This window comes from Acidisarcina polymorpha (assembly GCF_003330725.1).
Taxonomy (GTDB): Bacteria; Acidobacteriota; Terriglobia; order Terriglobales; family Acidobacteriaceae; genus Acidisarcina; species Acidisarcina polymorpha.
In genome coordinates this window covers 6,454,234-6,479,209 of the sequence record NZ_CP030840.1, presented here as the reverse complement: position 1 = coordinate 6,479,209, position 24,976 = coordinate 6,454,234, and the positions used below count along the sequence as shown (strand labels likewise).

The 24,976-nt window shown below is 57.3% G+C and carries 20 protein-coding genes; 7 read left to right on the top strand and 13 right to left on the bottom strand.

Annotation, left to right across the window (positions count from 1 at the left end):
- Window position 1: 1 nt before the first annotated feature.
- From ACPOL_RS27560 to ACPOL_RS27540, 4 genes are all read right to left on the bottom strand, one after another.
- Window positions 2–1,078: an efflux RND transporter periplasmic adaptor subunit gene (locus tag ACPOL_RS27560; RefSeq protein ID WP_114209893.1), complete on the bottom strand. Its 1,077-nt coding sequence runs from the start codon at window positions 1,076–1,078 to the stop codon at window positions 2–4.
- Entirely contained in the window at window positions 1,075–2,328 is a 1,254-nt protein-coding gene (locus ACPOL_RS27555; RefSeq protein ID WP_114209892.1) for a TolC family protein, read from the bottom strand. Before ACPOL_RS27555 ends, ACPOL_RS27560 begins: the two co-directional genes overlap by 4 nt.
- Before the next feature lie 106 nt (window positions 2,329–2,434).
- Window positions 2,435–3,103, bottom strand: a complete 669-nt coding sequence (locus ACPOL_RS27550; RefSeq protein WP_114209891.1) for a bifunctional 4-hydroxy-2-oxoglutarate aldolase/2-dehydro-3-deoxy-phosphogluconate aldolase — start codon at window positions 3,101–3,103, stop codon at window positions 2,435–2,437.
- 1,399 nt (window positions 3,104–4,502) lie between these two features.
- Complete coding sequence (locus ACPOL_RS27540; RefSeq protein ID WP_114209889.1) at window positions 4,503–5,144, bottom strand: class I SAM-dependent methyltransferase; 642 nt, start codon at window positions 5,142–5,144, stop codon at window positions 4,503–4,505.
- 498 nt (window positions 5,145–5,642) lie between these two features.
- On the opposite strand from ACPOL_RS27540, the gene ACPOL_RS27535 reads away from it, so the two are divergent.
- The gene (locus ACPOL_RS27535; RefSeq protein WP_236657078.1) at window positions 5,643–6,200 is read left to right on the top strand and encodes a TetR/AcrR family transcriptional regulator; all 558 of its coding nucleotides are present in this window, start codon (window positions 5,643–5,645) and stop codon (window positions 6,198–6,200) included.
- Between the two features lie 447 nt (window positions 6,201–6,647).
- Window positions 6,648–8,315 carry an alpha-keto acid decarboxylase family protein gene (locus tag ACPOL_RS27525; protein ID WP_236657077.1) on the top strand — a complete coding sequence of 556 codons (1,668 nt, stop codon included), beginning with the start codon at window positions 6,648–6,650 and terminating at the stop codon, window positions 8,313–8,315.
- Between the two features lie 73 nt (window positions 8,316–8,388).
- Here ACPOL_RS27525 and ACPOL_RS27520 read toward each other — a convergent pair whose 3' ends face one another.
- The 8 genes from ACPOL_RS27520 to argJ form a co-directional block, all read right to left on the bottom strand.
- Window positions 8,389–10,149, bottom strand: a complete 1,761-nt coding sequence (locus ACPOL_RS27520) for a GMC oxidoreductase (RefSeq protein ID WP_114209886.1) — start codon at window positions 10,147–10,149, stop codon at window positions 8,389–8,391.
- 287 nt (window positions 10,150–10,436) lie between these two features.
- Window positions 10,437–10,946 (bottom strand): SRPBCC family protein, encoded by a 510-nt coding sequence (locus ACPOL_RS27515; RefSeq protein WP_161557591.1) that lies wholly within the window; start codon window positions 10,944–10,946, stop codon window positions 10,437–10,439.
- The gene (locus tag ACPOL_RS27510) at window positions 10,943–11,275 is read right to left on the bottom strand and encodes an ArsR/SmtB family transcription factor (RefSeq protein WP_114209884.1); all 333 of its coding nucleotides are present in this window, start codon (window positions 11,273–11,275) and stop codon (window positions 10,943–10,945) included. The genes ACPOL_RS27515 and ACPOL_RS27510 overlap by 4 nt, the downstream gene beginning before the upstream one ends.
- 114 nt (window positions 11,276–11,389) lie before the next feature.
- Entirely contained in the window at window positions 11,390–12,457 is a 1,068-nt protein-coding gene (locus ACPOL_RS27505; RefSeq protein ID WP_114209883.1) for a serine hydrolase, read from the bottom strand.
- A gap of 165 nt (window positions 12,458–12,622) precedes the next feature.
- Window positions 12,623–13,438: an alpha/beta hydrolase gene (locus tag ACPOL_RS27500; RefSeq protein WP_114209882.1), complete on the bottom strand. Its 816-nt coding sequence runs from the start codon at window positions 13,436–13,438 to the stop codon at window positions 12,623–12,625.
- 105 nt (window positions 13,439–13,543) lie between these two features.
- On the bottom strand, window positions 13,544–15,400 hold the full coding sequence (locus ACPOL_RS27495; RefSeq protein ID WP_236657076.1) for a capsule assembly Wzi family protein: 1,857 nt from the start codon (window positions 15,398–15,400) through the stop codon (window positions 13,544–13,546).
- A gap of 183 nt (window positions 15,401–15,583) precedes the next feature.
- Window positions 15,584–16,471, bottom strand: coding sequence for a thiamine pyrophosphate-dependent enzyme (locus ACPOL_RS27490; RefSeq protein WP_114209881.1), 888 nt, complete (start codon window positions 16,469–16,471; stop codon window positions 15,584–15,586).
- 219 nt (window positions 16,472–16,690) lie between these two features.
- Window positions 16,691–17,914: a bifunctional glutamate N-acetyltransferase/amino-acid acetyltransferase ArgJ gene (gene argJ / locus ACPOL_RS27485; protein ID WP_114209880.1), complete on the bottom strand. Its 1,224-nt coding sequence runs from the start codon at window positions 17,912–17,914 to the stop codon at window positions 16,691–16,693.
- 193 nt (window positions 17,915–18,107) lie between these two features.
- On the opposite strand from argJ, the gene ACPOL_RS27480 reads away from it, so the two are divergent.
- Window positions 18,108–18,968 carry an ABC transporter ATP-binding protein gene (locus ACPOL_RS27480; RefSeq protein ID WP_338026721.1) on the top strand — a complete coding sequence of 287 codons (861 nt, stop codon included), beginning with the start codon at window positions 18,108–18,110 and terminating at the stop codon, window positions 18,966–18,968.
- Here ACPOL_RS27480 and ACPOL_RS33260 read toward each other — a convergent pair.
- The gene (locus ACPOL_RS33260) at window positions 18,960–19,418 is read right to left on the bottom strand and encodes a hypothetical protein (protein ID WP_150133150.1); all 459 of its coding nucleotides are present in this window, start codon (window positions 19,416–19,418) and stop codon (window positions 18,960–18,962) included. The genes ACPOL_RS27480 and ACPOL_RS33260 overlap by 9 nt on opposite strands.
- A gap of 195 nt (window positions 19,419–19,613) precedes the next feature.
- Here ACPOL_RS33260 and ACPOL_RS27470 point away from each other — a divergent pair, with 195 nt between their 5' ends.
- From ACPOL_RS27470 to ACPOL_RS27455, 4 genes are all read left to right on the top strand, one after another.
- Window positions 19,614–20,600 (top strand): type I phosphomannose isomerase catalytic subunit, encoded by a 987-nt coding sequence (locus ACPOL_RS27470; RefSeq protein WP_114209878.1) that lies wholly within the window; start codon window positions 19,614–19,616, stop codon window positions 20,598–20,600.
- A 47-nt stretch (window positions 20,601–20,647) separates the two neighbouring features.
- Window positions 20,648–21,766 (top strand): mannose-1-phosphate guanylyltransferase, encoded by a 1,119-nt coding sequence (locus ACPOL_RS27465; RefSeq protein ID WP_114211112.1) that lies wholly within the window; start codon window positions 20,648–20,650, stop codon window positions 21,764–21,766.
- A 213-nt stretch (window positions 21,767–21,979) separates the two neighbouring features.
- Window positions 21,980–23,467: a phosphoglucomutase/phosphomannomutase family protein gene (locus ACPOL_RS27460; protein ID WP_114209877.1), complete on the top strand. Its 1,488-nt coding sequence runs from the start codon at window positions 21,980–21,982 to the stop codon at window positions 23,465–23,467.
- A 139-nt stretch (window positions 23,468–23,606) separates the two neighbouring features.
- A complete protein-coding gene (locus tag ACPOL_RS27455; protein WP_114209876.1) occupies window positions 23,607–24,953 on the top strand; it encodes a BON domain-containing protein in 1,347 nt (448 codons plus the stop codon).
- Window positions 24,954–24,976: the final 23 nt, after the last annotated feature.

Sequence of the window (24,976 nt, the reverse complement as noted above, 5' to 3'; positions counted from 1 at the left end):
ACTAGTCCTCCGACTCGCGCAGCAACTCGGCTCCGGTAGATACGACCTTGTCGCCGTCCTCAAGCCCGTGGATAATTTCGTCGGTGGTGTCGTGGACCGCGCCGAGTGTGACATCCCGGCGTACATACTTGCCAGGTGAACTCTGGACAAAGACGAAAGTAGCCTTGCCATTCTGAATCACCGCTGTGGATGGAACGACAATGGCGTTGCCTTTCTGATTGGTCACCGCGATTGTGGCATACATTTGCGGCTTGAGCTTGTGCCCCGAATTTGGCAGCACAATACGTACTTTCAACGTCAACGTCGCGGGATCGACGGCGTCGGAGATGTTGTCGATGACGCGGTGGTATACCTGTCCCGGATATCCGGTTACGGTCACATCCACCGGCTGGCCGACTTTGACCGACGCCAGATCGCGCGGATAGAGATCGCCTACCACCCAGATCGGATTGATGTCCGCAATAGTGGCGATTGCCGTGGCGTTATCGAGAGAGCGCTGCAGCTCGCCCGTGCCCGTGCCGACATCAAGAACGACTCCGGTTATCGGGGAGCGGATTGGAATCACATCCGACGTAGAGTCTTCAGAGAAGCCGAGCATCACGAGCGCCTGCCGAGCTCGATTCAGCTCGGCGTGGTCGGCATCGTCGAGGGCTTTGAGGTCATCGTAGTCGCGTTGGGCCAGGACTTCATGCTGCAGGAGCTCCTTACCACGCTGCAATTGGAGATCCGCGCGCGCGGCTTCAATCTTCGCTTTCTCAAAGTCCGATCGTGCCTGCGCTGCATTGCTGCTCTGTAGCATGCCGAGCTCTTGTCCTTTGATGACTTCCTGGCCCGGCAAAACCTTGAGCGCCACAACGCGTCCGCTGATTGGAGGGAATAGGTGAACAACAGAGGTGGGGTTGGCCATGACATGTGCAGCCAGCAACAGCTGATTGGAGACAGGTTGAGGATGGACGGTGATTGTCTCGATGACACTCTGCACTTGTGCGGACCCTTCGGTCGGGGACTCCTCGTGTTTGCAGCCCGCAAGAAAGAAAAGAGGGGATGCGACAGCTACGGCTAGTGTGCGCCATTTCATGGCAATATCTCCGTGGCGGCAGCAAAGCTGAGTTGATGAATGCTAAGCCAGACCTGCTGGTTGGCCGTCAAAGCGCCCAGATTGACTTGGCGGTAATCGCGCAGAGCGTCGAGGTAGTCGAGCAGCGTCGTGCCTCCGTGGCGATAGCTGTATTCAAGATTGTCCCGGACCCGCTGCGCTTCGGCGACGAAGTGGTTGTTGTAGCGCGTAGCCATCTCGACAGCGGCTTCATAGCCTGCCCATGCTTGATCGACGTCATTGATCACCTGGTTGCGTGCGGCCGTCTCCGCAAAGCGGCTCGCCTGTGCTTCATAACGGGTGCGTTCTTTCTCACCCTGGTTGCGATCGAAGACGCGCAGCGGGATGGATATTTGAAATCCCGCGCTGTTGTAGGTCGCGGTGCGCTCGTATTCGCCGCCGACGGTGGGGTCCGTGGTCCCCTCGGCATCAGCCAAGTGAATGCTGGCGTCGGCCACGCGCACCGACTGCACCGCAGCCTGATAGTCGGGACGCGCTGCCAGCGCGGATTGCTCCATCTGCTCCAAGGTCTGAGTCAGAGCGGGAGGGTCGAGGGTGCCGGTAATGTCAAAAGTGGTGGTAGACCTTGCGATGCCCAGCAGCAATTGAAGCTGGTCGCTCGCCTGAATGAGATCCAGCTTTGCAGCGTTGGTATCGGCTTCGAACTCCGCGAGCTGCAAGTCGATGCGATCGAAGTCGGTGGCGCTTATGTCTCCGGCATTCAGTCGTGCTTTGCTCAGGTCCACTGTCCTACTGTAGCTGGCCAGGTTATCGCCTGCGATCTTGAGTGCGGCTTTAGCGGCCAGCATGTTGGTGAAGGCTTGTTTCACCTGCAAGATAGTCTGGCGCTCCGTATCCCCATACTGGCTCTGCGTAACATCGGTCGCAGCGCGGGCGACGTCGAGACGCCACCGCCGTTTCTCGCCGCGCTCGAACAGCCGAGAGACGTTCGCGGTATAAGAATACGGATTGGCGGGGTTGTTGGCCGGCAACGAAACGTCGGCGCCGGAAAGCGTAAAGCTGGGATTCTGCCGAAAACCTGCTGTCACCTCGCTGGCTCGGGTGGCGGTGACGTGCTGCCGCCCCGAAAGCAAAGAAGGATTCCTGGTGCGGGCCAACGCGAGAGCCTGTTCCAGGGTCAAAGGGGCAGGCGCCGTCTGGGCACGGAGGGCAAAGCCGCCAAGGGCCAGTGAGAGCAGGATGACCAGGCTTCCGAATCGGCCACTGGTCATAGCACCGCTGTCAAAGCAGCGTCTTCATCGCCGAGAAATCGTAAAGAATTTAAATAGGACGTGCGATACATGTCACCCATCCAAACCAGTGTACCGCCGGCGGAATCTATTCATGCGCACGTTCCTTAATCTGGGCTCGCGCATCTTGCACCATACCCGTGAACCTCCGAGCTAGCTCACGTATCCAGGTTTCCTCACGGAGCTGGAGTGCCTCCAACGGCAGCAGTTCAGCTCCAATCCCCAACGCGGAAGCACCAGCCAGAATGAATTTTTGCGCTGTAACCTGATCGACGCCTCCAGATGCGATCAACGGTATTTGCGGCAGAGGCACTTTGAGGGCTCGGATGTACTTATGCCCTCCAACTGGTTCGCAGGGAAAGACCTTTACGAAATCGGCTCCCGCCTTCCATGCTGCAATCACTTCTGATGGCGTCAGAGTGCCGGGAATGACGACCACATCCTTCTTCCGGGCGAATTCCACTACCTCTGGAATCAGACCGGGACTGGTCAGGAAGCGTGCGCCAGCATCTAGGCAGCGGCTCGCGGTCTCCGTATCCAGAACGGTGCCCGCACCCACAACGAAATCCGGATGTCTTAGTGCTAACTGGGCGATCACCTCGACCGCGCCTGGAACAGTCATGGTGATCTCTGCAATTGGAATGCCGGCGTCGTTTATTGTTTCCGCTGCGAACAGCGCGAGCTCGGCCTTCGACACTCGCACCGCAGGTACGATTCCGATCTCCTCGATTTTTGCCCGAACTCTTTCTCTCTTCATTTGCCCCACTAGCCTCTCTTGCGTACCGCTCGGTCACGGTTCTCAAATGGAATTCCGCTTCAACTAGCCTGAATCAACAGCTTGATCGCGCACTCCATCATCGCGAAAAACAGCAAATTAAGGAAGCGTGCTGGCCGGCATTTCTTCACGGCCTAATCTGCCGTGAAGGCTATCGCGCTCGCGTAATAATCATGAGTCGAGTAATAGATGTTGCGATCAGCCCATTGCATTCATCCAGGCCGCGTGCAGCAAGTTGTTTAAGTTCAGATCGAATCGTTGACAAACAAAACTACATCTTGACCGCAAAGTCAGTTCACCCTGATAGCGAGCTCGTTTGGTATGAATGCCCGGCGGCTCGCACAGCGGAGTAATGTTTGATAGGCACCTGATCGGGAGACGGCACGTCTGGGAAGAATAATGGAAAAGTCATCTCACGGCGGGACTTGCAGCCGACGACAGCTTCAGTCTAGATTTCGCGACGGGTAAACACGACCCTCGACCCAGAACCCGGCGACGTGAAAATACCAGTGTTTTTCCGGGGACGCTGTGGGGACTCCAGAGGTGATAACGAGGTGCGAACCAATGCAAACCCAAGCAAGGTGGGATCCTCCATCATTACAACCGCCTGAGCGGCAAGTAGCGAATCCTTACCTATCCATGCAAAGTAGTCCAAAGTACGTTAAAATGCCCTCTCAAGGCGGAGAGTACGGGTTTGATCCCCGTTGACGCTACCAAATGTCGTTTTCACGATTTTAGCGGTGAGTTTCGCCGGTCCCCAAAGATCGAATCCGCCTTCCCACCGCATCCCCAAGGAAGCCCGCCGACAGATGTTGATAGCGCGGCCATTCGCAGATCCTTGTGGCCGAGGAGTTGAGCGACGGTGTGAATGTCGGCGCCCTGCGTACGCATCCCGCTCGCACATGCGTGTCGCATGAGGATCAGCCCAAGTCTCTGGGCTATTAAAGCCAGCCGAGCCGGTACCAAGATCCGGTCTTGCAGCGTGAGAGTTGCGGCTCAGACTTCATCGAGAAGCTGTTAGTGGGCTTCCACTGCGGCCAGGACGGTCAGCAGTTTTGGAATTTTCGGTGCCGTATTCACGGATATCCAGGCGCTGCCTTCGTGGAGGATGTGATGGGCTTAGAGTAGGGCAGGCGAGCGGTGGGGGGTGAACTCATTGAACATCGGGCTGGTCGTCGCCAAGCGGCGGCTGCTCTTCACAATCGGTAACATCGGCGAACTATGAAGAAACTCCCGGAGTTCCAACTAAGACTGTGTTATTACAAGGTCATGTCGCTTAGTGAAGGTTAAATCATCTAAGTTTGTTCAGCCTTGAGGAAGCACAGATCTTATAAATGAATCAACAAAACAAGTCCGTCGGTATAGAGCGTTTGTGGTTGCTTCAAGAGCTGAAGGCGATGAGCGACTTTGGTAAGCCTGCGAATCGCTCTACTAAAATAGTCGAGTTAGGGAACATTATTCGCAACTCTCCGCGCGGGATCAGCCGAATTTCCGCTAACATGTCCTCAACTTTCTGGCGCGAGGGTCGCTTCACTAAGGCCCATACTGAAAGCCGAAGGGCATAGCGGCGGATAGGCTTGGGGAGCCAGTGGATAAATGGCGTGCTGTAATGCGGCTCCACAGGAAAGCGGGGATCGGGTGTTTGAACCCAGTATCGTTTAGCGACCCGGCGTATCTCTGATGCCATCGCGCATTGTTGCGGGATAGTGCCCAGATGTTCAATCACCGAATTTGAAAATGCCAAGTCAAACTGGCCGTCTTCAAATGGCATGTTAGACGCATCTGCTGTTATCCAGGTGCATCCTTCTGGCGGATTCCCTCGCCGCTCAGTATTGTTCAAGATTACAACCCGCGCCGGGAACGGCAAGCCAAGATCTTTGACTAATCGCCAAAAGTATTCTCCCCCGCCGACATCTAAGACAGTTGTGGACGAATTGATTCCCATTTTTTTGTAGCAGAGGGCGATCCTCTTGCTTCTGAAGTACGACGAACCTACTCGCTTAGCATTGAGAATTTCTAGCATGGCATGTTCTCCTTTTTGTGTGTGAAGTACTGTTCTTTCACCTGGGTTCCGGTGTGCTACACGTTATGTCATGGGTCGCGACGCGTCAAGCACGAAGCGACGAAAATAACGTCTGAATACTTACACGCAGATGGGTGTAAATACTACGCGGGAGATGCATTACTTAACCGACAATGAGATAAATGGATGTAAACTGATCCGAGATCCTATAAACACTACACATTCGATATGAGTTGAAAGTTGAGTTTATTGATTTGACTAGAGCGATGGCAGCCATCATTTGTGATTTATGTACTTATGGTCGCGGGGGCTGCAATAACTTCATATAGAGATCGAAAGCTGTCTTCTCTGGTGGAGTGGGACCCATCGCCTTTGCTCTTTATTACGCACAGCGCGTCATCATTCAGGACAATCTTTTATTCGCCCTGGTTTCAAGCGGCGCTATAATTTCTATCAATGGCGACGACCGTGGCAGCTAGCCGGATTGCAGAACGAAAATTGCGTGACAAACAGGCCAGGCGAGCACAGATCATCAGTGCGGCCAGACGAATCGCGGAGCTTGAAGGATGGGCCAACGTAACCGTTCGGCGGCTCTCCGACGAAATTTCATACAGCCAACCTGTCCTGTACGCTCACTTTGGAAGCCGCGAAGGAATACTCGCCGCAGTTGCGATCGAAGGTTTTCAGGAGTTAGGCGTGGCTTTGGAGAAGGCACGGAAACGGGTTAAACGTGGAAGTACGGTTGAAACGGTAGCGGCTACGTATCTGGAGTTCGCCGCGTCTTCAACAGCATTGTATGAAGTCATGTTTTCGCTCGGCCTGAGTGTGCCATTCGACGAAGCGGCTACTCCTCCGGAGATGCGATTCGCCTTTTCGCAGCTCCTGGAGTTATTCCAGGGGCAGGGCTCGAAGCCAGAGGTTCTATCGGAACTGTTTTGGGCGGCCCTTCACGGTATCGCCGAGCTCACAAGAACCAAACGATTTCCGCGCAGCCGTCAGAAGGAGCGCGTGAGGGCCCTCGTCGAGCTCTTCACTTCCCAGGATGAAAACCGGTGATCCAGACTGCGGCTGCAGTACGGTTTCAGACCGTCACCCTGATTACCCGGCGTGACATAGCTGATAGGGGGACGAAGCGAGACATATCTGCAGCACGAGGGAACTACCAAAGGCTTTTGCTCATCCATCTGCGGAGGAGTATGTGGCGCTCGAGGACATCCAGCGACCCTATTCACGTGGTCTTCTTCCAAGAGAAAGCGGGAATAAAGGGCGGCGCCAGAATGTTGAAATCTATAGAAAGCTGTTCGTGACAGCAACCGATCGCTGATCACTTCGTTGGGTGCCGGCTACGCTTCTGTTGCGAGTATTGGAATCCGCCGCCGCGCACGTAGACTAGTGTGGTTGGGTTTTTCCCCACCCGAGATGTCACGGACGGACACTTGGCCGCGCCACGATGCCGGGTGCCTGAAGATTGCCAGCTGTCGTAATCGGGAGAAAGGTCTAGAGATGACTGTTACTGAATACATTATGGTTCGCCTGCAAGAGTTAGGCGTCGACCACGTCTTCGGCGTCCCTGGAGACTTCAACCTCTCGCTCCTCGAACAGGTAACGACCGCTGGTGAGTTTACATTTGTAGGCTGCTGCAACGAGCTGAATGCTTCCTATGCGGCAGACGGATACGCGCGCGTTCGAGGGATGTCGGCCCTCGTTACGACTTACGGTGTGGGGGAGCTCTCCGCTCTTGCTGGAGTTGCCGGCGCCTACGCAGAGAAGGTGCCCATCGTGTGCATCAACGGTACGCCACCGCTGCGGGCGGTCGAGAACGGTGCGTTAATCCATCACACCATGGCAGATGGCAACTATAGCAACATGCTCAACTGCTACCGGAACTTCACCGTAGCGCAGGCACTTCTCACGCCTGCTAATGCCGGTGAAGAAATTGACCGGGTGCTGCTCGCTTGTGTGTCCAAGAGCCGGCCAGTTTACCTTCAAATCCCATCGGATGTGGCTGGAGCGGAGATCGGAAGACGCCCTCAATCTCTCAATCTCGACACCGTAGGCGATGCGGCGGCTACGGCGCTTGCCGTCGAGACCATCACGGAAAGACTGAACCGGGCCCACAAGCCCGCGATCCTCGTCGACGCCGACATAGGCCGCTTCAAGCTGCTTGAGATGGCTTTGTCGCTTGCAGAACGACGCGGCCTCCCAATTGCCTATTTGATTCCTGCTAAGGGCCTGATTCCCGAGAGTCATCCAAACGTCATCGGAATTTATCGAGGGGCTGCCTCGTCGCCGGACGTTCTGGATGCGGTCGAGGGAGCAGACTGCTTGATCTGCATCGGAGCACGCTTTACAGATGTTGCGACCGGTCTGTTCAGTCAAAATCTTCGAAAGCAGAACTTGATTGATGTTCAATCAGACCACGTAGCGGGGGATAATTTTTTCTTCGATAACATCCGTGTCGCTCAAGTTTTGGAGCGGATAACGGAAGCGGGTGAGACGAGCATCAGGAGGTTCAATCGGGTTGATCACGCGCTGCCACCTCATAGATCCACCTATGCGGATAGTGCCAGCGTCAATCAGGACAGCTTCTGGCAGCTCATTCAGACGTTCTTGAAGCCTGGCGACATCATCGTTTCAGACACCGGCACGGCGTTTTTTGCCTGCTCTCAGTTGGACTTTCCGGAGCAAACGAACTTCCTGGGGCAACCGATCTGGTCGGCGCTTGGCTACGGTGTTCCCGCGTGCCTTGGCGCCTGTTGTGCCGCCCCCAGTCGACGGGTCCTCTTGTTCGTCGGCGATGGTGGTCTCCAGATGAGTGTGCAAGAACTGTCTACTCTCTTTCGCCTGGGTCTCAAGCCGATTATCTTTCTCCTGAATAACGACGGTTATACGATCGAGAGGTTGATCTATGGCGCCGGATCCGTGTACAACGACCTTCAGCCGTGGGACTACCCGCTATTGCCGCGCGTATTTTCTCCCTCTGGAGGGTGCGCAGTGAAGACGGTGCGCACAAATAACGAAGTTCATGAGGCGCTCAATTCAACTGCCGGGAATGACACGCTCCAGTTCATTGAGGTGATCTTGCCGCGGCTTGATGCGGCTCAACCGCTCAGTCGCTTCCTACAACGAGTAGCCGAATTCAACTTTTCCGATGCGGGAGTTGAAGCATGATCCGCGGGTCTCGACCCCTCACGACCGCGGGCCATCGTCAGTCCGGGAAGAACAAGGCGTTAGCTCAAGACTTTTAGCGAAGTCGCTCCTGGAGCAAATGGTCGGAGACACGAATGGCATTGGCGATGATCGTCAGTGATGGATTTACGGCGCTGGCGGAGACGAAACAAGACGCATCCGCAACATAAAGATTGTCGAGATCGTGTGCTTTGCAATTTGCATCCAGCACACTGGTTGCAGGATCGTTCCCCATCCGGCAGGTGCCGTTTTGGTGGCCAATGCCTTCGAGCGGAATGCGTTTTTTGAAGTAGGCGTGCAGCGGAACGTGTGTCGTGGCGTGGCCTGCCTTCTTCAGAACGTCGACCCAGCGGTCTTTCAGGCGGTCGAACGACTCCACATTGTTCGGCGTATAGGAAAGCTGAATCCGATGCGGTGCGGCGTCGTTTACTGGCTCTGATTCATTCGTTCGTCCTGTGTCTCCGGAAGGATGGGCGCCGACAAGTCCCGGCTGCGTGCTCTCGACCGAGAGCGGCGTAGCATTGTGCAGCGTGACCCGGTTGTCGGCAGCCGGAAGGTCTTCCGTGGTGAGCCACCATGGCACGGCGTGATGTTTCATCCCCTCGAGCACGAACCCTGGGGTAAGCGGCGGCGCATCTCCCTTCATCATCTCGAAATGAAAACTGCCTACTGGCTGAACCTGTCCCAGCGGATACGGGTAGGCAGGATCTGTGTCCTTGATGTAGAAGTCATTGGTTCCCCAGGTCTTCATGTAGGAGTCTTCATTGCGTTCTGTCGAAAGCGCGAGCAAAGCATCTGCCTGGTGATACATGAAATTGCGTCCGACCTGATCGGAGCTATTAGCGAGTCCGGCCGGATGTTTGTCGTTCGCAGAAGCGAGCAGAATCACTGCGGAGTTGATTGCGCCGGCACAAACTGCAAAGAATCCAGCGGTGTACGTGGCGGAGTTCCCCTGCTTCGATGCTGGTGGCGCATTTGTCTCACTTGGCGCCGGAGCGCTTCCATAGGTCTTGCCCGAACCCGAGTGAATGACCTCGACCGCTGTGACTGATGTGCCGTCCGCATTGGTGAGCAAACGAGTCACTCGGGAGTTGGTCATCAAGGTGACGTTCGGCAAGTGCAGAATCTGCCGGATGCAGTTGATGTCTGCGTCGGATTTCGCATGTACGAGGCATGGGTAGCCGTCGCAGGTATCGCAGCGAACGCATTGGGAAGCGAGCGGATCGGCTTCGTTCCGCTTCAAGCCAAGCGGTATGGGAAACGTATGGATGCCGAGCTTGCGAACGTCGTCCTCGATGCTTTGCATACGCGGTTCATTCGAGAAAGCGGGGTATGGATATTTCCTGGAATGAAATGGCTCTGTCGGATCAAAGGACGATCCGAAGCCGCCGGAGACACTTGGTGCGGTGCCGAGATCGCCGTGGACATGGAAGAGCTCTTCCGCGCGTGTATAGTAGGGCTCGAGGTCGGCGTAAGAAATCGGCCAAGCGGGCGAGATGCCACCTTTGTGCTGAATAAATCCGAAGTCCTCGGCACGCATGCGAAACATGGCCGCACCGTAAACCTTCGTCTGGCCGCCGACATAATAGGCCTGCTGAGGATGCAGGTCCTTACCGTCCTTATCCTGCCAGACCTCTTTCGTGTGATAGCGATTGTTCAGGAAGACTGCCTGGGTATCCCAGTTCAGCTTTTCCTGCGGCATGAACGGTCCGCGCTCTAAAATGAGGATGTTTTTGCCGGCCCTTGCCAGGTGTAGAGCGAGCGTCCCGCCGCCAGCTCCTGTGCCGATGACAATCGCGTCGTACTGAATAGACATAGTCCTAGGATGTAGGAGAAAACGGCCATCCTGAAAACATCCGATTATTTTTGTCGTTCAGTTTGCAGAAGTGATTGGCACACCCTGACTCGGGAGATGAAGACAAAGCAGTCAAGCGGAACTCTGCAAAGCTACTCATCTCACAATAAGCTGCGAAGAGGACTGTTCGATTCCCATTCGGCGTTACTAAATTCAGGGAAGAGCCTCCTGCATTGCGCTCACCTGTAGATTCTGCTGAGCGGCGCGGCGGTATTCGAGAATTCCGCCGCGTCCTTAGGGTGTGCCAGTTATCCTTCCAGGAACTTGGTCAGCTTGTTGAATGCGCTGCTCCAGCCCTGGTTGTGTCCTTGTGCAGATTGCGGGGTGAGGAACTTATCGTGGGTAAAGTCCATGAGTGTGCCGCCGTCTTGGGAGTCGCTGAGCCGCACCGTCACCACACTCTCCTCGTCTGGAGCCCAATCGGCGCGCCAGGTGAAACGCACCAGCGAATACGGCTCAATATCGAGATAGGTGCCCCACGAAGCGCCGGTTACCTCGACCGGGCGGTCGGCCTCGGACCTCGGCTTAGGAGTGCCGCGCACGACGACGCGATGCTCTCCGCCGGGCCGCGAATCGGATTGCGCCTCGAGCACCTCCCAGCCCTCGGGGCCTCGCCACTTCAGCATCTGCTCGGGCCTGGTCCAAGCCTCGAAGACGCGCTGCCGCGGAGCGCGGAATGTGCGGCTGATGTAGATGGACAACGGCTCCTCGGCCAACTCGGCCGCGGCCCCGGCATACTGCATTTGCGTTGTACTCATTTGCCTTCTCCTTCGAGGTAGTTCTCGAGTTTGTCGAACTGCTGGTTCCAATAGCGCGAATAGAATGCAATCCATTCCTCCGCCGGTTTGAGCGATTGTGCTTTGAGCCTCACGATTTGAAAGCTCCCTCTGCGCTCACGCGCGATGAGCTCCGCGCTCTCCAGCACCTTGAGGTGCTTCGAGACCGCGGCGAGCGACATCTTGTGCGGACGCGCTATCTCCCCCACCGTCTTCTCATACGACGCCAGGCCGCGAAGAATCTGGCGCCGGGTGGGATCGGCGAGTGCATGAAAAATAGAGTCGAGCCGCACTGCTGAAGACTTAACCATACGGTTGAATGTACGCCCGAACGAGCACTACTGTCAACCATTCGGTTAAATAACTTTTAGCGATCCTATGATGGTGGCGCCTGGGTAAGCAAGAAACCTGATAAGGCTTTCAGCTCATCGCCTCGACAGCTTGTCCCTTACGTAAGTGAGCGTCTGATGGATGATGGAAAAGAAAGCCTGCACGGTCGCCGGATCGTCCGGGTCGGCGGCATACCAGTTGATCGCGAAAGCAAAATACGCCCACCGCCCGTCCACATAGAGACCACCCGCGATCGAACGCACGTGGAAATGGGGAAAATCGGCGTTGCCGCTCTTGGCATAGACGCTCATGCCGAGCGGCAGAGGGATGAGATAGATGTATTCGCACAGAGTCAAAATGCGGCGGAACTCGTCCAACGTCTCGCCATGCTTGAAAAACTCGCCCTGCAGTGCCCGGGAATAGTAGGAAACGAAGTCGTCCGCTGAAGAGGCCAGCGTCTCGACGTCATTCAGAAATGGGTGCTCTGGTTTCTTTCCGCTCTTGACCAACTCATTCAGTTGGTCCCAGGTGATCGTCAGGTAATTGCTTGCGCCGAACACATAAGCGGTCAGCGCCCGTGTGCTGTCTGGAACCAGGGTATTCTTCAGGCCTGCTGAGGCGATGAACCTGCGCACCTTCTTGGCGCCGGCCAGCTTGAACATCATATCGGTGGCCGTGTTATCGCTCCGGGTGATCATCGCTTCAAGGGCCGTGCGCTCGGAGACGACGCCCGTAAGGTTGGGCGGGTCGAAGGTCGGGCTGCCGAAGGACCAGACGGTGTCGTCGAGCGCCAGCGGGGTTTGCGTGATCTTGCTCACGACGTCCGGACCGTCCGCCTGGCGAAGCGCCTCGCAAAGGACAAATGTCTTGATGGCGCTCGCGACAAACAGCATTTTGCTTGCATTGGACTCAATCAGAATCTGTTCCTTGCCCTTTACTGCAGGCGCGAAGATCTTCAGCGATTTGTCGCCGGGCAAATCTTCGAAACAGCGCACCAGCTCCGCGCATGACGTGTCATTCTCCCAAGCGTGGGCTGTTGAAGTTGTCAGCGGAGCGGCAGCAGCGACGGCAGCAGCAGCCGCGAGGAAATTCCTTCTTGAATGATTCATCATCGCCTCGCTTGATTGTGCATGGGTGTGGTTCGCCGCTACGAGCGAACGCATACGAACTCGACACAAGCCTATACCCGTTCCCCAGGATTGAGTGAACTTTCAACGCCGGCAATACCAAGGAATTTGGCGGAAGGCCCTAAGGTCTCGCGCCGGGGCAGGGATTGCATGTTGTATAGCTTTCGGACTGGATAACCTGACTTGTAGATTTTCCTGGCGTTACCGATCCTTCTCAAGCAGGAACTTAGACACGATCGATCCCCAATAAGACAGCTCGGGGTGATAATAGGGATCCGCATGGGAGAGCTTCGGCACAACCACAAGATCTGCATGCAAAGCGCAGGCGTTCTTCAGATCGATAGCCATTTGCACCGGAAAAAGCTGGTCCTTCTCCCCTTGGACCAGAAGCACCGGGACGCTGCAGCAGCGCAGCGCCTCGATAGTGCGCCAGAGATCCGGAACCAGGAAGCCAAGACTCGCCGGGAAGCCGACCTTCCATGCAGCCTCTCGGAACGAAGTAAAGGCGGCACAAAGGACAAGGCGGCGCACTGGTACATGGTGCAGGATAGCGGCGGCGATACCGCTTCCCAGCGAGAATCCCAATATCGAGATCGGGAGGAGTGGCAGAAGCTCCTGCAGGCGGGTGAAGGCAGCGACTGCATCCTGCTCGCATCGGCGAGCACCGATCAAGCCGGAACTGCGCCCGTATCCCGAGTAATCGAAGACAAGCGAAGCAACTCCGTTGGCGGCAAGCAGTTGCTGGACGCCGAACCAATGTTCCACGGTCTCCCCTATCCCATGACAAATCAGCAACCCAGCGTCTTCCGGGCAGTTCATAGGCCGTACCAGAGTGGCATCGATAAGGCTGCTCCCGCTGGGAAAACTGATCCGGGAGACATTCCCTTCGGATTTTGCGGCCAATCGAATCCGCCGTAGTCTGCCGAAGAGCCGATCCCAGCCGAGAAGCACCCGGCTCGTGGAAGTCAGAACGATGGTAAAAAGAAGTTTGTGGAGAAGCTCGCGGGCACCCGTCATACCGTCTGCGACCTCGCGTCAGGAAAGGGGTAAAAGCGGGGTGCCTATAAGATCCCTGACTTTCCTGAATGGCGATGCTCAGAGCAGAAGTGCAATACTTCTGCTCTAAAAACTCTTTTGCCGCTTCTGCGGATACCAGGTGAACTGTACGGCCGCCGTGGTGTCGTTTTGAACGCCAGGCTTTAAGAGAGGCACATTCCAGCGCTCGTACTGCAACCAGGCGTGGACCTCGAGGTCCTCGCCGAAGCGCTTCACCGCGTCGACTCCGAAGATGTTCTGGGTCGTGCCTCCCTCGACTGGAGCGGGTCCAGTCGAGCCGGGAATGAAATCCTTCGCTGCTTTCGCGTTCCGGTAGTTGATCTGAACCCACTCATCGGGGCTGAGATGATAGGTCAGCCATGCCTGCCCTCCCTTGGCTTCGCGCCCGATCCAATCACCCGTAATGTTGCCTTTATTGGTGTAGCCCTGCACCTGCACCGCCTCCCAGTACATGAATCTGCCACCGACGCTGCGCGCCTGATCGGGATCGGTAGAGACCACCTCGACGCGAAAGTCCAGCTTCGGGACCCCGGGGACGTGAGAGAGATAGAGCCCTGTCCGAAAGGCGGCCCGGCGAGGAGCGTCGATGGGATTGATGTCGTCATGGGCCTCGGAATCGGCGATCAGGGTCAGCCAATTGCGCAAGTAGGGCAAGCGGTAATTGAAGTCGAAGGAGCTGAAGCGGGCCCCGGGATCGTCCCTGCTGAATTTCGTCGAGCCGTTAACGCTCGCGGTGCTGAAGAAGCTCCTGAGGAAGGTATGAATCGTGATAGGCACGTGGCCTTTTCCGCCCCAGATGACCGTCCGCTCAAAGCCAAGTTCGAAGTTTGGCGTAGGTTTGAGAGAGATCTTCTCGACATGCACCCAGGGGTCGTTCGGCTCGGTATGCCCTTTTAGGCTGCCAACAAAGAATTCATACCGGATCGGCCCGAAAAGCTTGGCAAAGCCCGGAATGCGCAAGGGCTCGACGCGATCGATGCGGAAGGTGTAAATGTTCTCCGCATTGTTGCTCCAGGCGAAGGCCCCGCCCTGCCCGGGACCGAGCCATGCGTCCGTCTTGCCAAAGGAAATCTCATGGCCGATGAGATGGTAAGCAAGATCGGCTTCGACGATGCGAAAGCTGTTGACTGAACCAATCGGGCCTTGCGGAATCGTTGCCTGGTTCGCGCCGTATGGAACGATGTCCACAGCCGACAGCGTCTGAGACACGGGTATCGAATAACCCGTCGCGGAGGGCGCATGCTGGTATTCGCCCCGGAAGTAGAGGGAGAACCTGCCCGCGGCCGCGCGGCTGCTGAAACCGGTGATGTTATTAAAGCCGGACTCGTAGGGCCGGCCATAGTCGTTGATGATGGTCTGGCCAACATGGAAGCTGTCCCGCAGTGGAGTTCCGGCAATTCCTAAGGGCCGCGTATAAACAGACTCCAGCGTTGCGAGGCCGTGAGGCGCATCGGCGATGGCGTCCAGGTCCGAGTCCATCTCCTTCTGCAGCGCGGCAAACGTCTCGCGCGCATCGTCGTCGCTGCTGTCATTGATCTGGTCGGCAGAGAGTTCGAGAATGTGCTCGACGCTCAACCGCGTCCAGGGACGCATGCCAAGGAACGCAGAGCTGACGAACCCTTTGGAATACAGCCGAAGGATGGCAGGATAGATCCAACTGTCGACCGGAATGTAAGTGGATCCGGAACGCGAAAGGTAACGTGCCGGAGCAGCCGGTGTGCTTGCAGGCGCGGCTTGCCCTGCGGGATCCGCCTCCGCCAGCATCGGGCTGAGCTCAGAGACGGGGGCTGAGTTAACGGCCGCCAAGTCGACGAAATGGAAATCCGGTCCGGCGGGGAGCGCGGCATTCTGGGCGTTTGCCGCCAGGCCCAGCAGAAGTATGCTGCCTGCAGCAAAGAAGGAACGCGGGATACGGATGCTCAAATGCACCTCAGGGAAATATGAACAATAGAGGCAAGCGGATGATCGGCTCCTGCCCCTGGAAAAGCAGCCGTGGCCCGGCGCAAACCTCTTTCAGTTTAATACCGCTCGGCGGCGAAGCCTTTTCGATGCTCGTTTTTTCATATCCTGAGCTCTATCCAGCATCGAAGTCGGCCGCCGCTGCCGTCATCTCGCTCTTGCCTCGTCCGTGTTCATCGAGAGGGCGATCTCTTGGTCGAATTTAGCAGTGATTTGCTGCGTCAACTTCGCTGAGAATAGATTCTTAGCGGCCATGAAACCTTCAAGCTTGACGATCGGGTCTTCCGGTCGGATAGCATTCGGCTTTGTTCGCCCCGAGGTTCTCGAGGAGATCGCTTCGATGAGCGTCGGGCCGCCGCTGTGCCGCGCCTTATGAATGGATTCGAAGGCGACGCGATACATGGCAATGACATCATCCCCGTCGACCGGAATGATGGGATAGGCGGCATCTCTACTCCTCTGGGGGCCACGTTTGTCCCTGGCAGCTGCGCTTACCGAGACCACAATCAATGGAAGCTGATGGTCCGCGGCATAGCTCAAGGCTCGATGGGCAAGAACCTCAGCACGATCGGCAAGCGAGAAGACCATGACCACGCTGCCGCGATTACCGGCCTGCATCCCCAAGGCGATGCCAGCAGCAGCGTCGAGCAGCGCTCTCGATTTCGGGACCGCTGCCGGGATGATCCGGTGAGACAGTTGGTCAGAAATCTCACCAGAGAAAATTTCTACGAGCGGAACCCCCCTGATCAAGGCAGGCAGCAAACTTGGTTGCGAAGTACCGATCCAGTCGTCGCGGCGAAGATCGATAGCTGACCCAACCAGCGTCGCCTCCCGACCGCGCAACCAGAAAGCTTTCGGCAAGGGAACTCTTCTGCCGTCTTCGTGACGGACTCGCCAGCGGCGCGCCGACCCTTCGAGCATCCGGCACCGGAGCATCATCGCGTGCAACTGTCTCAGCTTGGCATCACTGATGAGCGAGGCGCCCTTCGATGGAGGTGTCGTCGTCACCGTCCCTGACTTACTTTTGGTGGCCATCCGTAGTGTTGTCCCTCGAGGATCAAAGTCGTAAATCACTGCCGGTGCGAGACCGGCTTGAATGCTGCTGCAAACTTCTTTGAGCTTTCAGCATCTCCGTGCCCAAATCTATGCAATTCGCGGCGTTGCGTGTGGGGAGGTGCGAATCTCTCCGTATGCCATCAGGACTTGGCTTTCTTTCGATGGCGTACTTTTTTGGGTCGGCTTCGAGCGTCCCCGTCAGGTCGAATAGCTGGCATTGATTCTTACGTATTCCGCAGTTAAGTCGCAGGTCCAGAAGCGGCAGGATCCATGCCCGGCACCGAGATCGATGCGCACTCGAAACTCGGGTTGGCTGATGTAGGTATGGGCGGCTGCTTCGTCGAAGCTGGCGGAGCGCCCGCCGTTCCGGCAGATCTCATGCTCGCCGAACCAGATGCTCACGCGATCGGGGTCGATGTGGACGCCGGAGTAGCCGATCGCCGCGAGAATGCGGCCCCAGTTCGGATCGGTTCCAGCCCAGGCCGTCTTCACCAACGGCGAATGCGCGATCGCTTTGGCCACCTTGAGAGCTTCAGCGTCGCTTGTTGCTCCTTCAATCTGAAGCTCGATGACGTGGGTGACGCCCTCCCCATCGGCGACGATTTGTTTCGCAAGATCGGTAGCGACGGCGTACAGCGCCTCTCGAAATTCGGCGTGGGTTGCATCGACCGTCACCCCCCCGGCCCCTGAAGCTAGCAACAGGACTGTGTCGTTGGTAGAGGTATCGCCATCGATTGAGATTCGATTAAAGCTGCTTTCAACTGCTTCGCCTAGAAGTGCCTGCAATGCTTCGGGAGCAATAACAGCATCGGTGAAAATGTAAGCGAGCATGGTGGCGTGAGGCACCAATTGCGGATGGATCATGCCCGCGCCTTTGCAGACACCTACAATCTTGACCTGCTGGCCATCTGCAGTAGTAAAGTGGCGGGCACTTACCTTGCGTCGCGTATCGGTGGTGAGAATGGCATGCGCGAACCGGTCGAAATGGCCGCTGGTTCTGCCCAAATCGCTCTTCGCCAGGGGAAGCGCGGCGATCAATTTATCTCCGGGTAAAGGGACGCCGATGATGCCGGTTGACGACGGAAATACCTCCATCGTCTCGCCACCGAATGTCGCCGACGCTCGCGCGCAGACCTCGCGGCAGACTGCCACACCCGCTTCGCCGGTGGCGCAATTCGCATTCCCAGCATTGACGACCACGACCTTCACCCGCCCTCCGGAAGACCGCAAATGTTCGCGTCCCACCGTCAGCGGCGCCGCGGTCACGCGGTTGCTCGTGAACATGGCAGCCGCAGAGGCTGCTTCGTCGGCGACTACGATGGCAAAGTCGGGCTTCCCGCTGGGCTTGATGCCCGCAGAGACGGCAGTGAATTGAAATCCGGATGGAAGCAGAAAGTCGGGTATATGGGGGGAAGAAATCATCGCAAACTTTACTGTATCAATAGATAGCGAGGGTTGCGGTACTGGGAAAGAGTGGGGCAGGGAAGTGAGGAAGAGTGGGTCAGGAAAGTTACGAAGAAGTGCAGCAAAATGGAAGAAAAGGCTCGACTAGTCCTGCTATCGAAGCCGTGAACTTCGAAAGAAATTTCAAATCTAAGTGCAAAGGGCAGAATCCTTGAAGGCCAAAAAGGCGTTGGCGAAAACAATGCCGCCGAAGGAGAAATCGGGTCGCATTCAGGCGGGGATCAGACAGCAGGAGGCGGTAACCTTCCTGACCATGCAGCATGTGGAAGTGGCCCGCGGCGAGACCATCGTCCTGCATGACGTCAGCCTTGAAATCGGGCTCGGCGAGCATGTGGCGATTCTTGGGCCGAACGGATGCGGCAAGTCCACGCTCATCAAAACGCTGACTTGCGAATGCTACCCCATCGTGCAACCGCAAACCGTCCTTCGACTCTTTGGCCGTGAGCGCTGGGACGTTTCGCAGTTGAGGCGCCGTTTGGGCGTCGTCTCGGCGGATCTTCCGGGGGAGCGAACGCCGTTGACTGTAGGACGAGACGTCGTCGTCTCCGGCTTCTTTTCCGCCTCGACACTTTGGCCTAACCTGCAGGTGACCGACGACATGCGCGTGGCGGCCTCGGAAGCGTTGGAGTTGATGCAGGCGGAGCACCTGGCAGCCAAGTTCGTCGGCCAAATGTCCGCCGGCGAGCAGCGCCGCATCATGATCGCTCGCGCGTTGGTGCATCGCCCCCAGATGTTGCTGCTCGATGAACCCTCGAATGCGCTCGATATCGCCGCGCAGCGTGAACTGCGCGAAGCCTTGCGGCATGTCGCCCGGCAGGGAACCGGCATCCTGATGATCACGCACCATCTGGCCGACATTCTCCCCGAGATTGATCGAGTGATCCTCATGAAAGCCGGCAGGATCTATGCCGACGGCGCGAAGGAGGAACTGATCACCCGCGAAACGTTGAGCGAACTCTTTGGCGTCGATCTCGATCTCACCGTCCGGCACGGCTATTTCCACTCATGGTGAAAGGGAGAGGAGTGTAGCCAGGAAATTTGGCAGCCACGGATTGGAGGCCAGCTGCTTCTCCGACTCTGCGATCGCTTTCCGAAAAGCATCCACTGCAGGGACGGATGGCGATTCCAGAGCATTCCTGGCCATGTATCGCCACACCGCCGGCGCATCAAGTGGCGACCAGTTCGGGTCATCCTTATTTTCGCGATACACGACGAACGTATCCTCGGTCGGGCCGGCTTCGATCTGAGGTTGAGGATTGGACGGTTGGTCCCCCGCTGGCAACGCCTGCCTGCCCGCGTCGTAGTCTGCGTCGGGGTCGTAGTCGAGCCCACGTTCACGGGAGGAACTCCGGTTGCAGGCGTGCCGCCGATTGTGGGTTGGACCATCTTCCCGTTGCTCTTGCGGACCAAGACAATCAGATCGGCTGGAAATCCTATTTGTACGGGCATAAGGCGCCCCCATTTTTGCAGGGCTTGCTCTACGTCGGTGCGCGCAACTTGATTGGCGTTCGGGTCTGCGGCGCCGACCCCTGCGGTTGGATCGACAAGCAGTTCGGAGTCTTCCCTTGGACAAGCTACAACCTCGGATCATCCGATTCGGGCGGGCACGAGAAGCTTGACTCTCGACCCAGCCTGCTGAAAATGCTTAAATTGGTTTGTGACTCCGCCAAAACAAGAACAGTCAGTCGCGCCTTTCCGGGTCGCCCCATACTTTCGCACCCGTATCTGGGGGTTCCACGATCTTTCCCCCTGGTTCGACTTCCAAACCAGTGGTGAGCCGATCGGCGAGGTGTGGCTTACCGGGGACCAGTGCACCGCCGAGACAGGTCCTTTGTCGGGCAAGCCGCTGAGTGAAATTGTCAGCGACTACGGTCCGGCGGTGCTTGGCGAGCAGTTCGCGACAGGCGCGTTTCCGCTGCTGGTCAAAGTCCTGTTCCCGAAGGAGAAACTCAGCGTCCAGGTGCATCCTGACGACGACATGGCACAAAAGTATGGAGACCCTCGCGGGAAAACGGAGTGCTGGTATGCGCTCGACGCCCAACCTGGCGCGCAAGTTGCTTTGGGCATCAAGCCCGGAGTTCCGCCCGAAAAAGTACGCAGTGCGATTGAAGATTCAACCCTTGAAGATCTCCTGGAGTGGCTGCCGGTCGTGAAGCAGGACATGATCTTTGTGGATGCCGGAACCGTCCATGCTATTGGTCCTGGTGTGGTGCTGCTCGAGACCCAGCAGAATTCGGATCTGACCTACCGCATGTACGATTATGGCCGCCCGCGAGAGTTGCATCTGGACCGTTCCATGGAGGCTATGAACCTCCTGACCGGAGCAGGAAAAATCAAGCCGGTCAACGAGAATGGTCACGTTAAGTTGATCGACAAGCCATACTTTCGGCTCGATCGGTTTGCTCTGGACGCGGCTGGGTCTATCCCTAAGGTAGCGGACTTCGAAAGCCCCTTTCGCGATCGCGTACAGATCTTTTTTGTCGCCGATGGAGCAGCCAACCTGAAGGTTGCTGGCGCCGAGCCAATTTCGCTGAATCGTTGCCAGATCGCGATCGTTCCAGCAAATGCATCCGGCTGGAGTCTGGAGCCGAGAGACCGGGCGGAAATTATCCGCATCGTTCCTCAACTCGGCGATGAATCGTAGTAGAAACGAAGAGCATCGCTAACCATTCTGACTTGGAGCCGAACGACTTGACGAAAGCGAACACGGAATTTCGCCCGATCATTCTGGCTGGGGGCAGTGGCACCCGGTTCTGGCCTCTCAGCCGCCGCGCTCGCGCCAAACAGGTGCTGGTCCTCGACGGCGACCGCAGCATGATTCAGCAGACGGTTGACCGGCTGGCCCCGCTGGCTGCCGCAGACAAATTCTGGGTAATTACGAACAGTTTGCTTTCAGACACCATCGTTGATCAGCTAAGCGGCCTGCCCGCTGAGCAGATTCTGAGCGAACCGGCGGCACGAAATACGGCCCCTGCTGCTGGTCTAGCCGCCTTTCTGCTTGAGCGGGAGTCGCCGCATGCCGTGCTAGGCATGTTTCCGGCTGACCACGTTATCGGCGATGAACCTGCTTTCGTCGAGACGCTGACGCGGGCCATTCAACTGGCAGCAACGGGAGAAAACATCGTTGTTCTGGGCGTTACTCCGACTCGCCCGGAAACCGGGTATGGCTATGTGGAAACCGGCGCCCCCGATGCTACCGGCGCCATGCGAGTTCGCCGGTTTACCGAGAAGCCCGACCTCGAGCGTGCCACCGCGTTTCTGGCGGCAGGGAATTACTACTGGAACAGCGGCATCTTCATCTGGAGCGCTCGTACCCTTGCCGAAGCCATTCGTGAACATCTTCCCAGCACTGCGAAGATTCTCGAGAAGATAGCAGCGGCCTTCGGGACACCCGACTTCGAGAGCACGTTCGAAGAGCTCTATCCTCAATGTGAAAACGTCAGCGTCGATGTCGCTGTACTGGAACCTCGATCGGCCAAAGGTGAGGGCCAATCGAATATTTTCTGCTTTCCAGCTGATTTTGGTTGGAACGACCTGGGCTCGTGGACCACACTGTACGATCACACTTTCGCCAAAGGCGCCCATACCGATGCGGACAACAACGTAGTTCAGACAGCCGATAGTCTTGCGGTAAATGCTACCGGCAACTACGTGTTCAGCCCGAAGAAGTTCGTCGCCCTCGTAGGAGTCAAGGATCTTGTTGTGGTGGAAACTGAGGATGCGATCCTCATCACGACGCGAAGCAATTCGCAGGACGTTGGCAAGGTGGTCAAACACCTGACGAGCGTTGGAAAGACGGAGTTGGTCTAGGACAGTTGGTCTAAGACAGTTGGTCTCGGACAGTTTCCTCTAGGGACAGCGCTCAACTCAGCTTTTGCGAAGAAATCGAGTCATGACGAACCGTGCTTTGTCTGCCCGCGCGGTTACCGGTAGCACACTGCTGCTCATTGCCCCTGCAGCTTCGTCCAGCAGAGATCTTGGACTTTCCCGGCAGTAGTTGACTATTTCAGGAGAGAATGACGCATGGCTTCTTCAACACAGATCTTGGGATCACATTCTGCGGAAACGCAACCTCCGGCGACACCCATCAAGTTCGGTACGGACGGCTGGCGCGGTGTCATTGCTGAAGACTTTACCTTTGAGAATGTCCGTATCGCCGCCGCAGCCATCGGCAGCTACATTCTGGAAAAAGAGGATGCTTCAAAGGGCATCTGCATCGGGTATGACACCCGCTTTGCTTCTCGTGACTTCGCCATGGCGGCTGCAAAAGTCTTGGCTGCAATGGGAATTGCGGTCTCTCTCGCCGACCGGTATACACCAACGCCGGCGCTCTCCTATGCGGTGCTCCATCGTGGCGCCGCGGGCGGCATCATGATTACGTCAAGCCACAATCCGGCGCAGTGGAACGGGGTGAAATACAAGGCGGCTTACGGGGGTTCCGGAAGTCCCGCGATCATGACGGAAATCGCGAGCTATCTCGGCAAGCCCATTCGCCCAGTTGCAGAACCGGCTGCCATTACCGAAGTCGATTTCCAGACCCCTTACGTTCACGCGATCTCTAACTTCGCCGACCTCGCCCTGATTGCAAAGTCCGGGCTGAAGTTTGCCGTTGATTGCATGTATGGTTCCGGACGCGGCGTCATCGCGGGAATTCTCGAGCCGCTAGGCGTGGATCTGGTCGAGATTCGCGGGGAAGTGAACCCGCTGTTCCCCGGCATTAACCCGGAGCCGATCGAACCCCACATCCGCGCTCTCGAGGACACGGTGGTCGCCGAGCAGTGCCAGGCTGGACTCGCGACCGATGGGGATGCCGACCGGCTTGGTGCGGTCGACGAGCATGGCAACTTTGTCGATCCTCACAAGATATTCTCGATTCTTCTTCGCTGGCTGCTGGAGCGCAAGAAATGGCCCGGCGATGTTACCCGGGCCTTCAACACCACCAGCATGATCGATCGCATCTGCGCGAAACACGGTCGCAAACTCTATGAACATGGGATCGGGTTTAAATTCGTGGCCGACCTCATGCTCGAGCCCGACAAGGACATTCTGATCGGCGGGGAAGAGTCGGGCGGCATCGGCATCAAGCGGCACCTGCCGGAACGCGATGGCTTGCTGAACTGCCTCCTGTTGGCCAACATCATGGCCGAAGAAAAGCAGACCCTCGGCCAGCTGGTTGCCAGCCTGCAGGCCGAGTATGGCGAACATCAGTATGGCCGGATCGACTTGCACATCGACGATGCCATCAAGAATGCCGCCATTGCCCGGGCGCTGGCAGGCGTGGACTCGATCGCCGGGATGAAAGTACTGCGGACCTCAACCCTGGACGGGGTCAAGTTCTTTCTCGACAATCCCGAGGCTCGAGGCAAGTCAAACCCGGCCGAGACCTGGCTATTGCTTCGTGCCTCTGGCACCGAGCCTTTGCTCCGGGTCTATTCCGAATCGTGCTCCACAGAGTCGGTCTCCCGGGTACTGCAGGCAGGGAAGGATTTTGTTCTCTCAAGCAAGCCCTGACCGAAAGGGAACACCATAACTTTTTTCTCTCCCGTGGGTTTACTTCAGTGACGCTCAAAGCCGCCTCGCACGTCTATAAAGATGTAGTTGGACGTGAAGAACAGACAGAGCGTCGCAGTAGGGATTTCGGAGAGAAACTATGTTGGGCGAACGGGTTAACCAAGAATTCAATTTCACGCGCCTGAGCGCGCGACTGGCTCTGGCGGCGATGCTGTCGACCGGGCTTACTGCCGCAGTGGCTACTCCTCAGGCATGGGGGCAACCGGCACAGGCCGCTAGCCGTGCCGATGCCGACATTCAGAGTGATGTGGCCTATGCCATATCTAATTCGGCTGCTTTGAAAGGTCAGGCAATTACCGCGGCGACGGTGGAAGGCGACGTCACGATCTCCGGGCATGTCAGGGACGCGGCATCGAAGGAACTTGCCGAGTCGCTGGTCTACCGGGTCAACGGTGTACGGTCAGTTACGAACAACCTGACCATTGGCGATGCGGCTCCGGCTTCGGCTGACGCTCAGGCAGCCGATCCAAATGCCAGCCAGCAGCAGGACCCGAACTACGACCCGGCACAGCAAAACCTGGCTCCGGCCGGACCGCCAGCCGCAGGAGACGATCAGAATCAGGCCCAGCAGCAACAAGATCAGCAGCAACCGATGCCGCCTCCTCAAGCGGGGCAACAACAGCAATATCCGTCGCAACAGCAGCAATATCCGTCGCAGCAGCCGTACCCGCCGCAGCAGCAGTATGGACAACAGTCTTACGGACAGCAGCAGCCAAATTATGCGCCCCAGGCTCCGTCTGGTCCGGTGACAGTGCCGTCGGGGACACTCCTCCAGGTCAGAACCAGTGAGCCCTTGGACGCCACTAAGGTGCAGCCCGGCCAGGTCTTCCAAGCGACGCTAGCTGCTGATATCTACCAGGGCAATGTTCTGGTGATCCCGCGGGGCGCGGTCATTACCGGCAGAGTCGTGGCGACGAAATCCAACCAGGGTGACCTTGCCGGCAAGCAGGGTCTATCCCTGCAGTTGACGAGCGTAAACCTCGGCGGGCAATCCTATCCATTGCCTACCGACACCTGGAATGGGCAGGGCCCGGGTAAGGCTGGGTATACCGCTGGAAATACCATCGGCGGCGCTGCGCTAGGTGCGATCATCGGTGGCATCGCTGGACGTGGTACTGGCGCCGCGATCGGCGCTGGAGTTGGTGGTGCAGTCGGCGCCGGCGCCTCCGCCGCGACCACCGGCCCGCGCATGTACCTGCCTGCAGAGGCAGTCGTCAATTTCCACCTCACTGCTCCGGTAACGGTGACGCCAGTGTCTCCGCAGGAAGCTCAGCGGCTCGCCTCAAGCACATATCCGCAACAGCCGCAGTTGCGCCCTCGCGGTCCGTACCCGTATGGGTACTATCCGCCTCCGCCGCCTCCGGGGTACTACTACCCCTATCGTTACCCGGCGGCGTACTACCCGTATTACTACTACCGGTACTAACCGTTTCGTCGTTGATCCTTGTT

Excerpts from the sequence above, each read along its gene's own strand:
- ACPOL_RS27560 (WP_114209893.1), bottom strand. The coding sequence starts at position 1,078 with ATGAAATGGCGCACACTAGCCGTAGCTGTCGCATCCCCTCTTTTCTTT.
- ACPOL_RS27555 (WP_114209892.1), bottom strand. The coding sequence starts at position 2,328 with ATGACCAGTGGCCGATTCGGAAGCCTGGTCATCCTGCTCTCACTGGCC.
- ACPOL_RS27550 (WP_114209891.1), bottom strand. The coding sequence starts at position 3,103 with ATGAAGAGAGAAAGAGTTCGGGCAAAAATCGAGGAGATCGGAATCGTA.
- ACPOL_RS27540 (WP_114209889.1), bottom strand. The coding sequence starts at position 5,144 with ATGCTAGAAATTCTCAATGCTAAGCGAGTAGGTTCGTCGTACTTCAGA.
- ACPOL_RS27525 (WP_236657077.1), top strand. The coding sequence starts at position 6,648 with ATGACTGTTACTGAATACATTATGGTTCGCCTGCAAGAGTTAGGCGTC.
- ACPOL_RS27520 (WP_114209886.1), bottom strand. The coding sequence starts at position 10,149 with ATGTCTATTCAGTACGACGCGATTGTCATCGGCACAGGAGCTGGCGGC.
- ACPOL_RS27515 (WP_161557591.1), bottom strand. The coding sequence starts at position 10,946 with ATGAGTACAACGCAAATGCAGTATGCCGGGGCCGCGGCCGAGTTGGCC.
- ACPOL_RS27510 (WP_114209884.1), bottom strand. The coding sequence starts at position 11,275 with ATGGTTAAGTCTTCAGCAGTGCGGCTCGACTCTATTTTTCATGCACTC.
- ACPOL_RS27505 (WP_114209883.1), bottom strand. The coding sequence starts at position 12,457 with ATGCGTTCGCTCGTAGCGGCGAACCACACCCATGCACAATCAAGCGAG.
- ACPOL_RS27500 (WP_114209882.1), bottom strand. The coding sequence starts at position 13,438 with ATGACGGGTGCCCGCGAGCTTCTCCACAAACTTCTTTTTACCATCGTT.
- ACPOL_RS27490 (WP_114209881.1), bottom strand. The coding sequence starts at position 16,471 with ATGGCCACCAAAAGTAAGTCAGGGACGGTGACGACGACACCTCCATCG.
- argJ (WP_114209880.1), bottom strand. The coding sequence starts at position 17,914 with ATGATTTCTTCCCCCCATATACCCGACTTTCTGCTTCCATCCGGATTT.
- ACPOL_RS33260 (WP_150133150.1), bottom strand. The coding sequence starts at position 19,418 with ATGGGGGCGCCTTATGCCCGTACAAATAGGATTTCCAGCCGATCTGAT.
- ACPOL_RS27460 (WP_114209877.1), top strand. The coding sequence starts at position 21,980 with ATGGCTTCTTCAACACAGATCTTGGGATCACATTCTGCGGAAACGCAA.
- ACPOL_RS27455 (WP_114209876.1), top strand. The coding sequence starts at position 23,607 with ATGTTGGGCGAACGGGTTAACCAAGAATTCAATTTCACGCGCCTGAGC.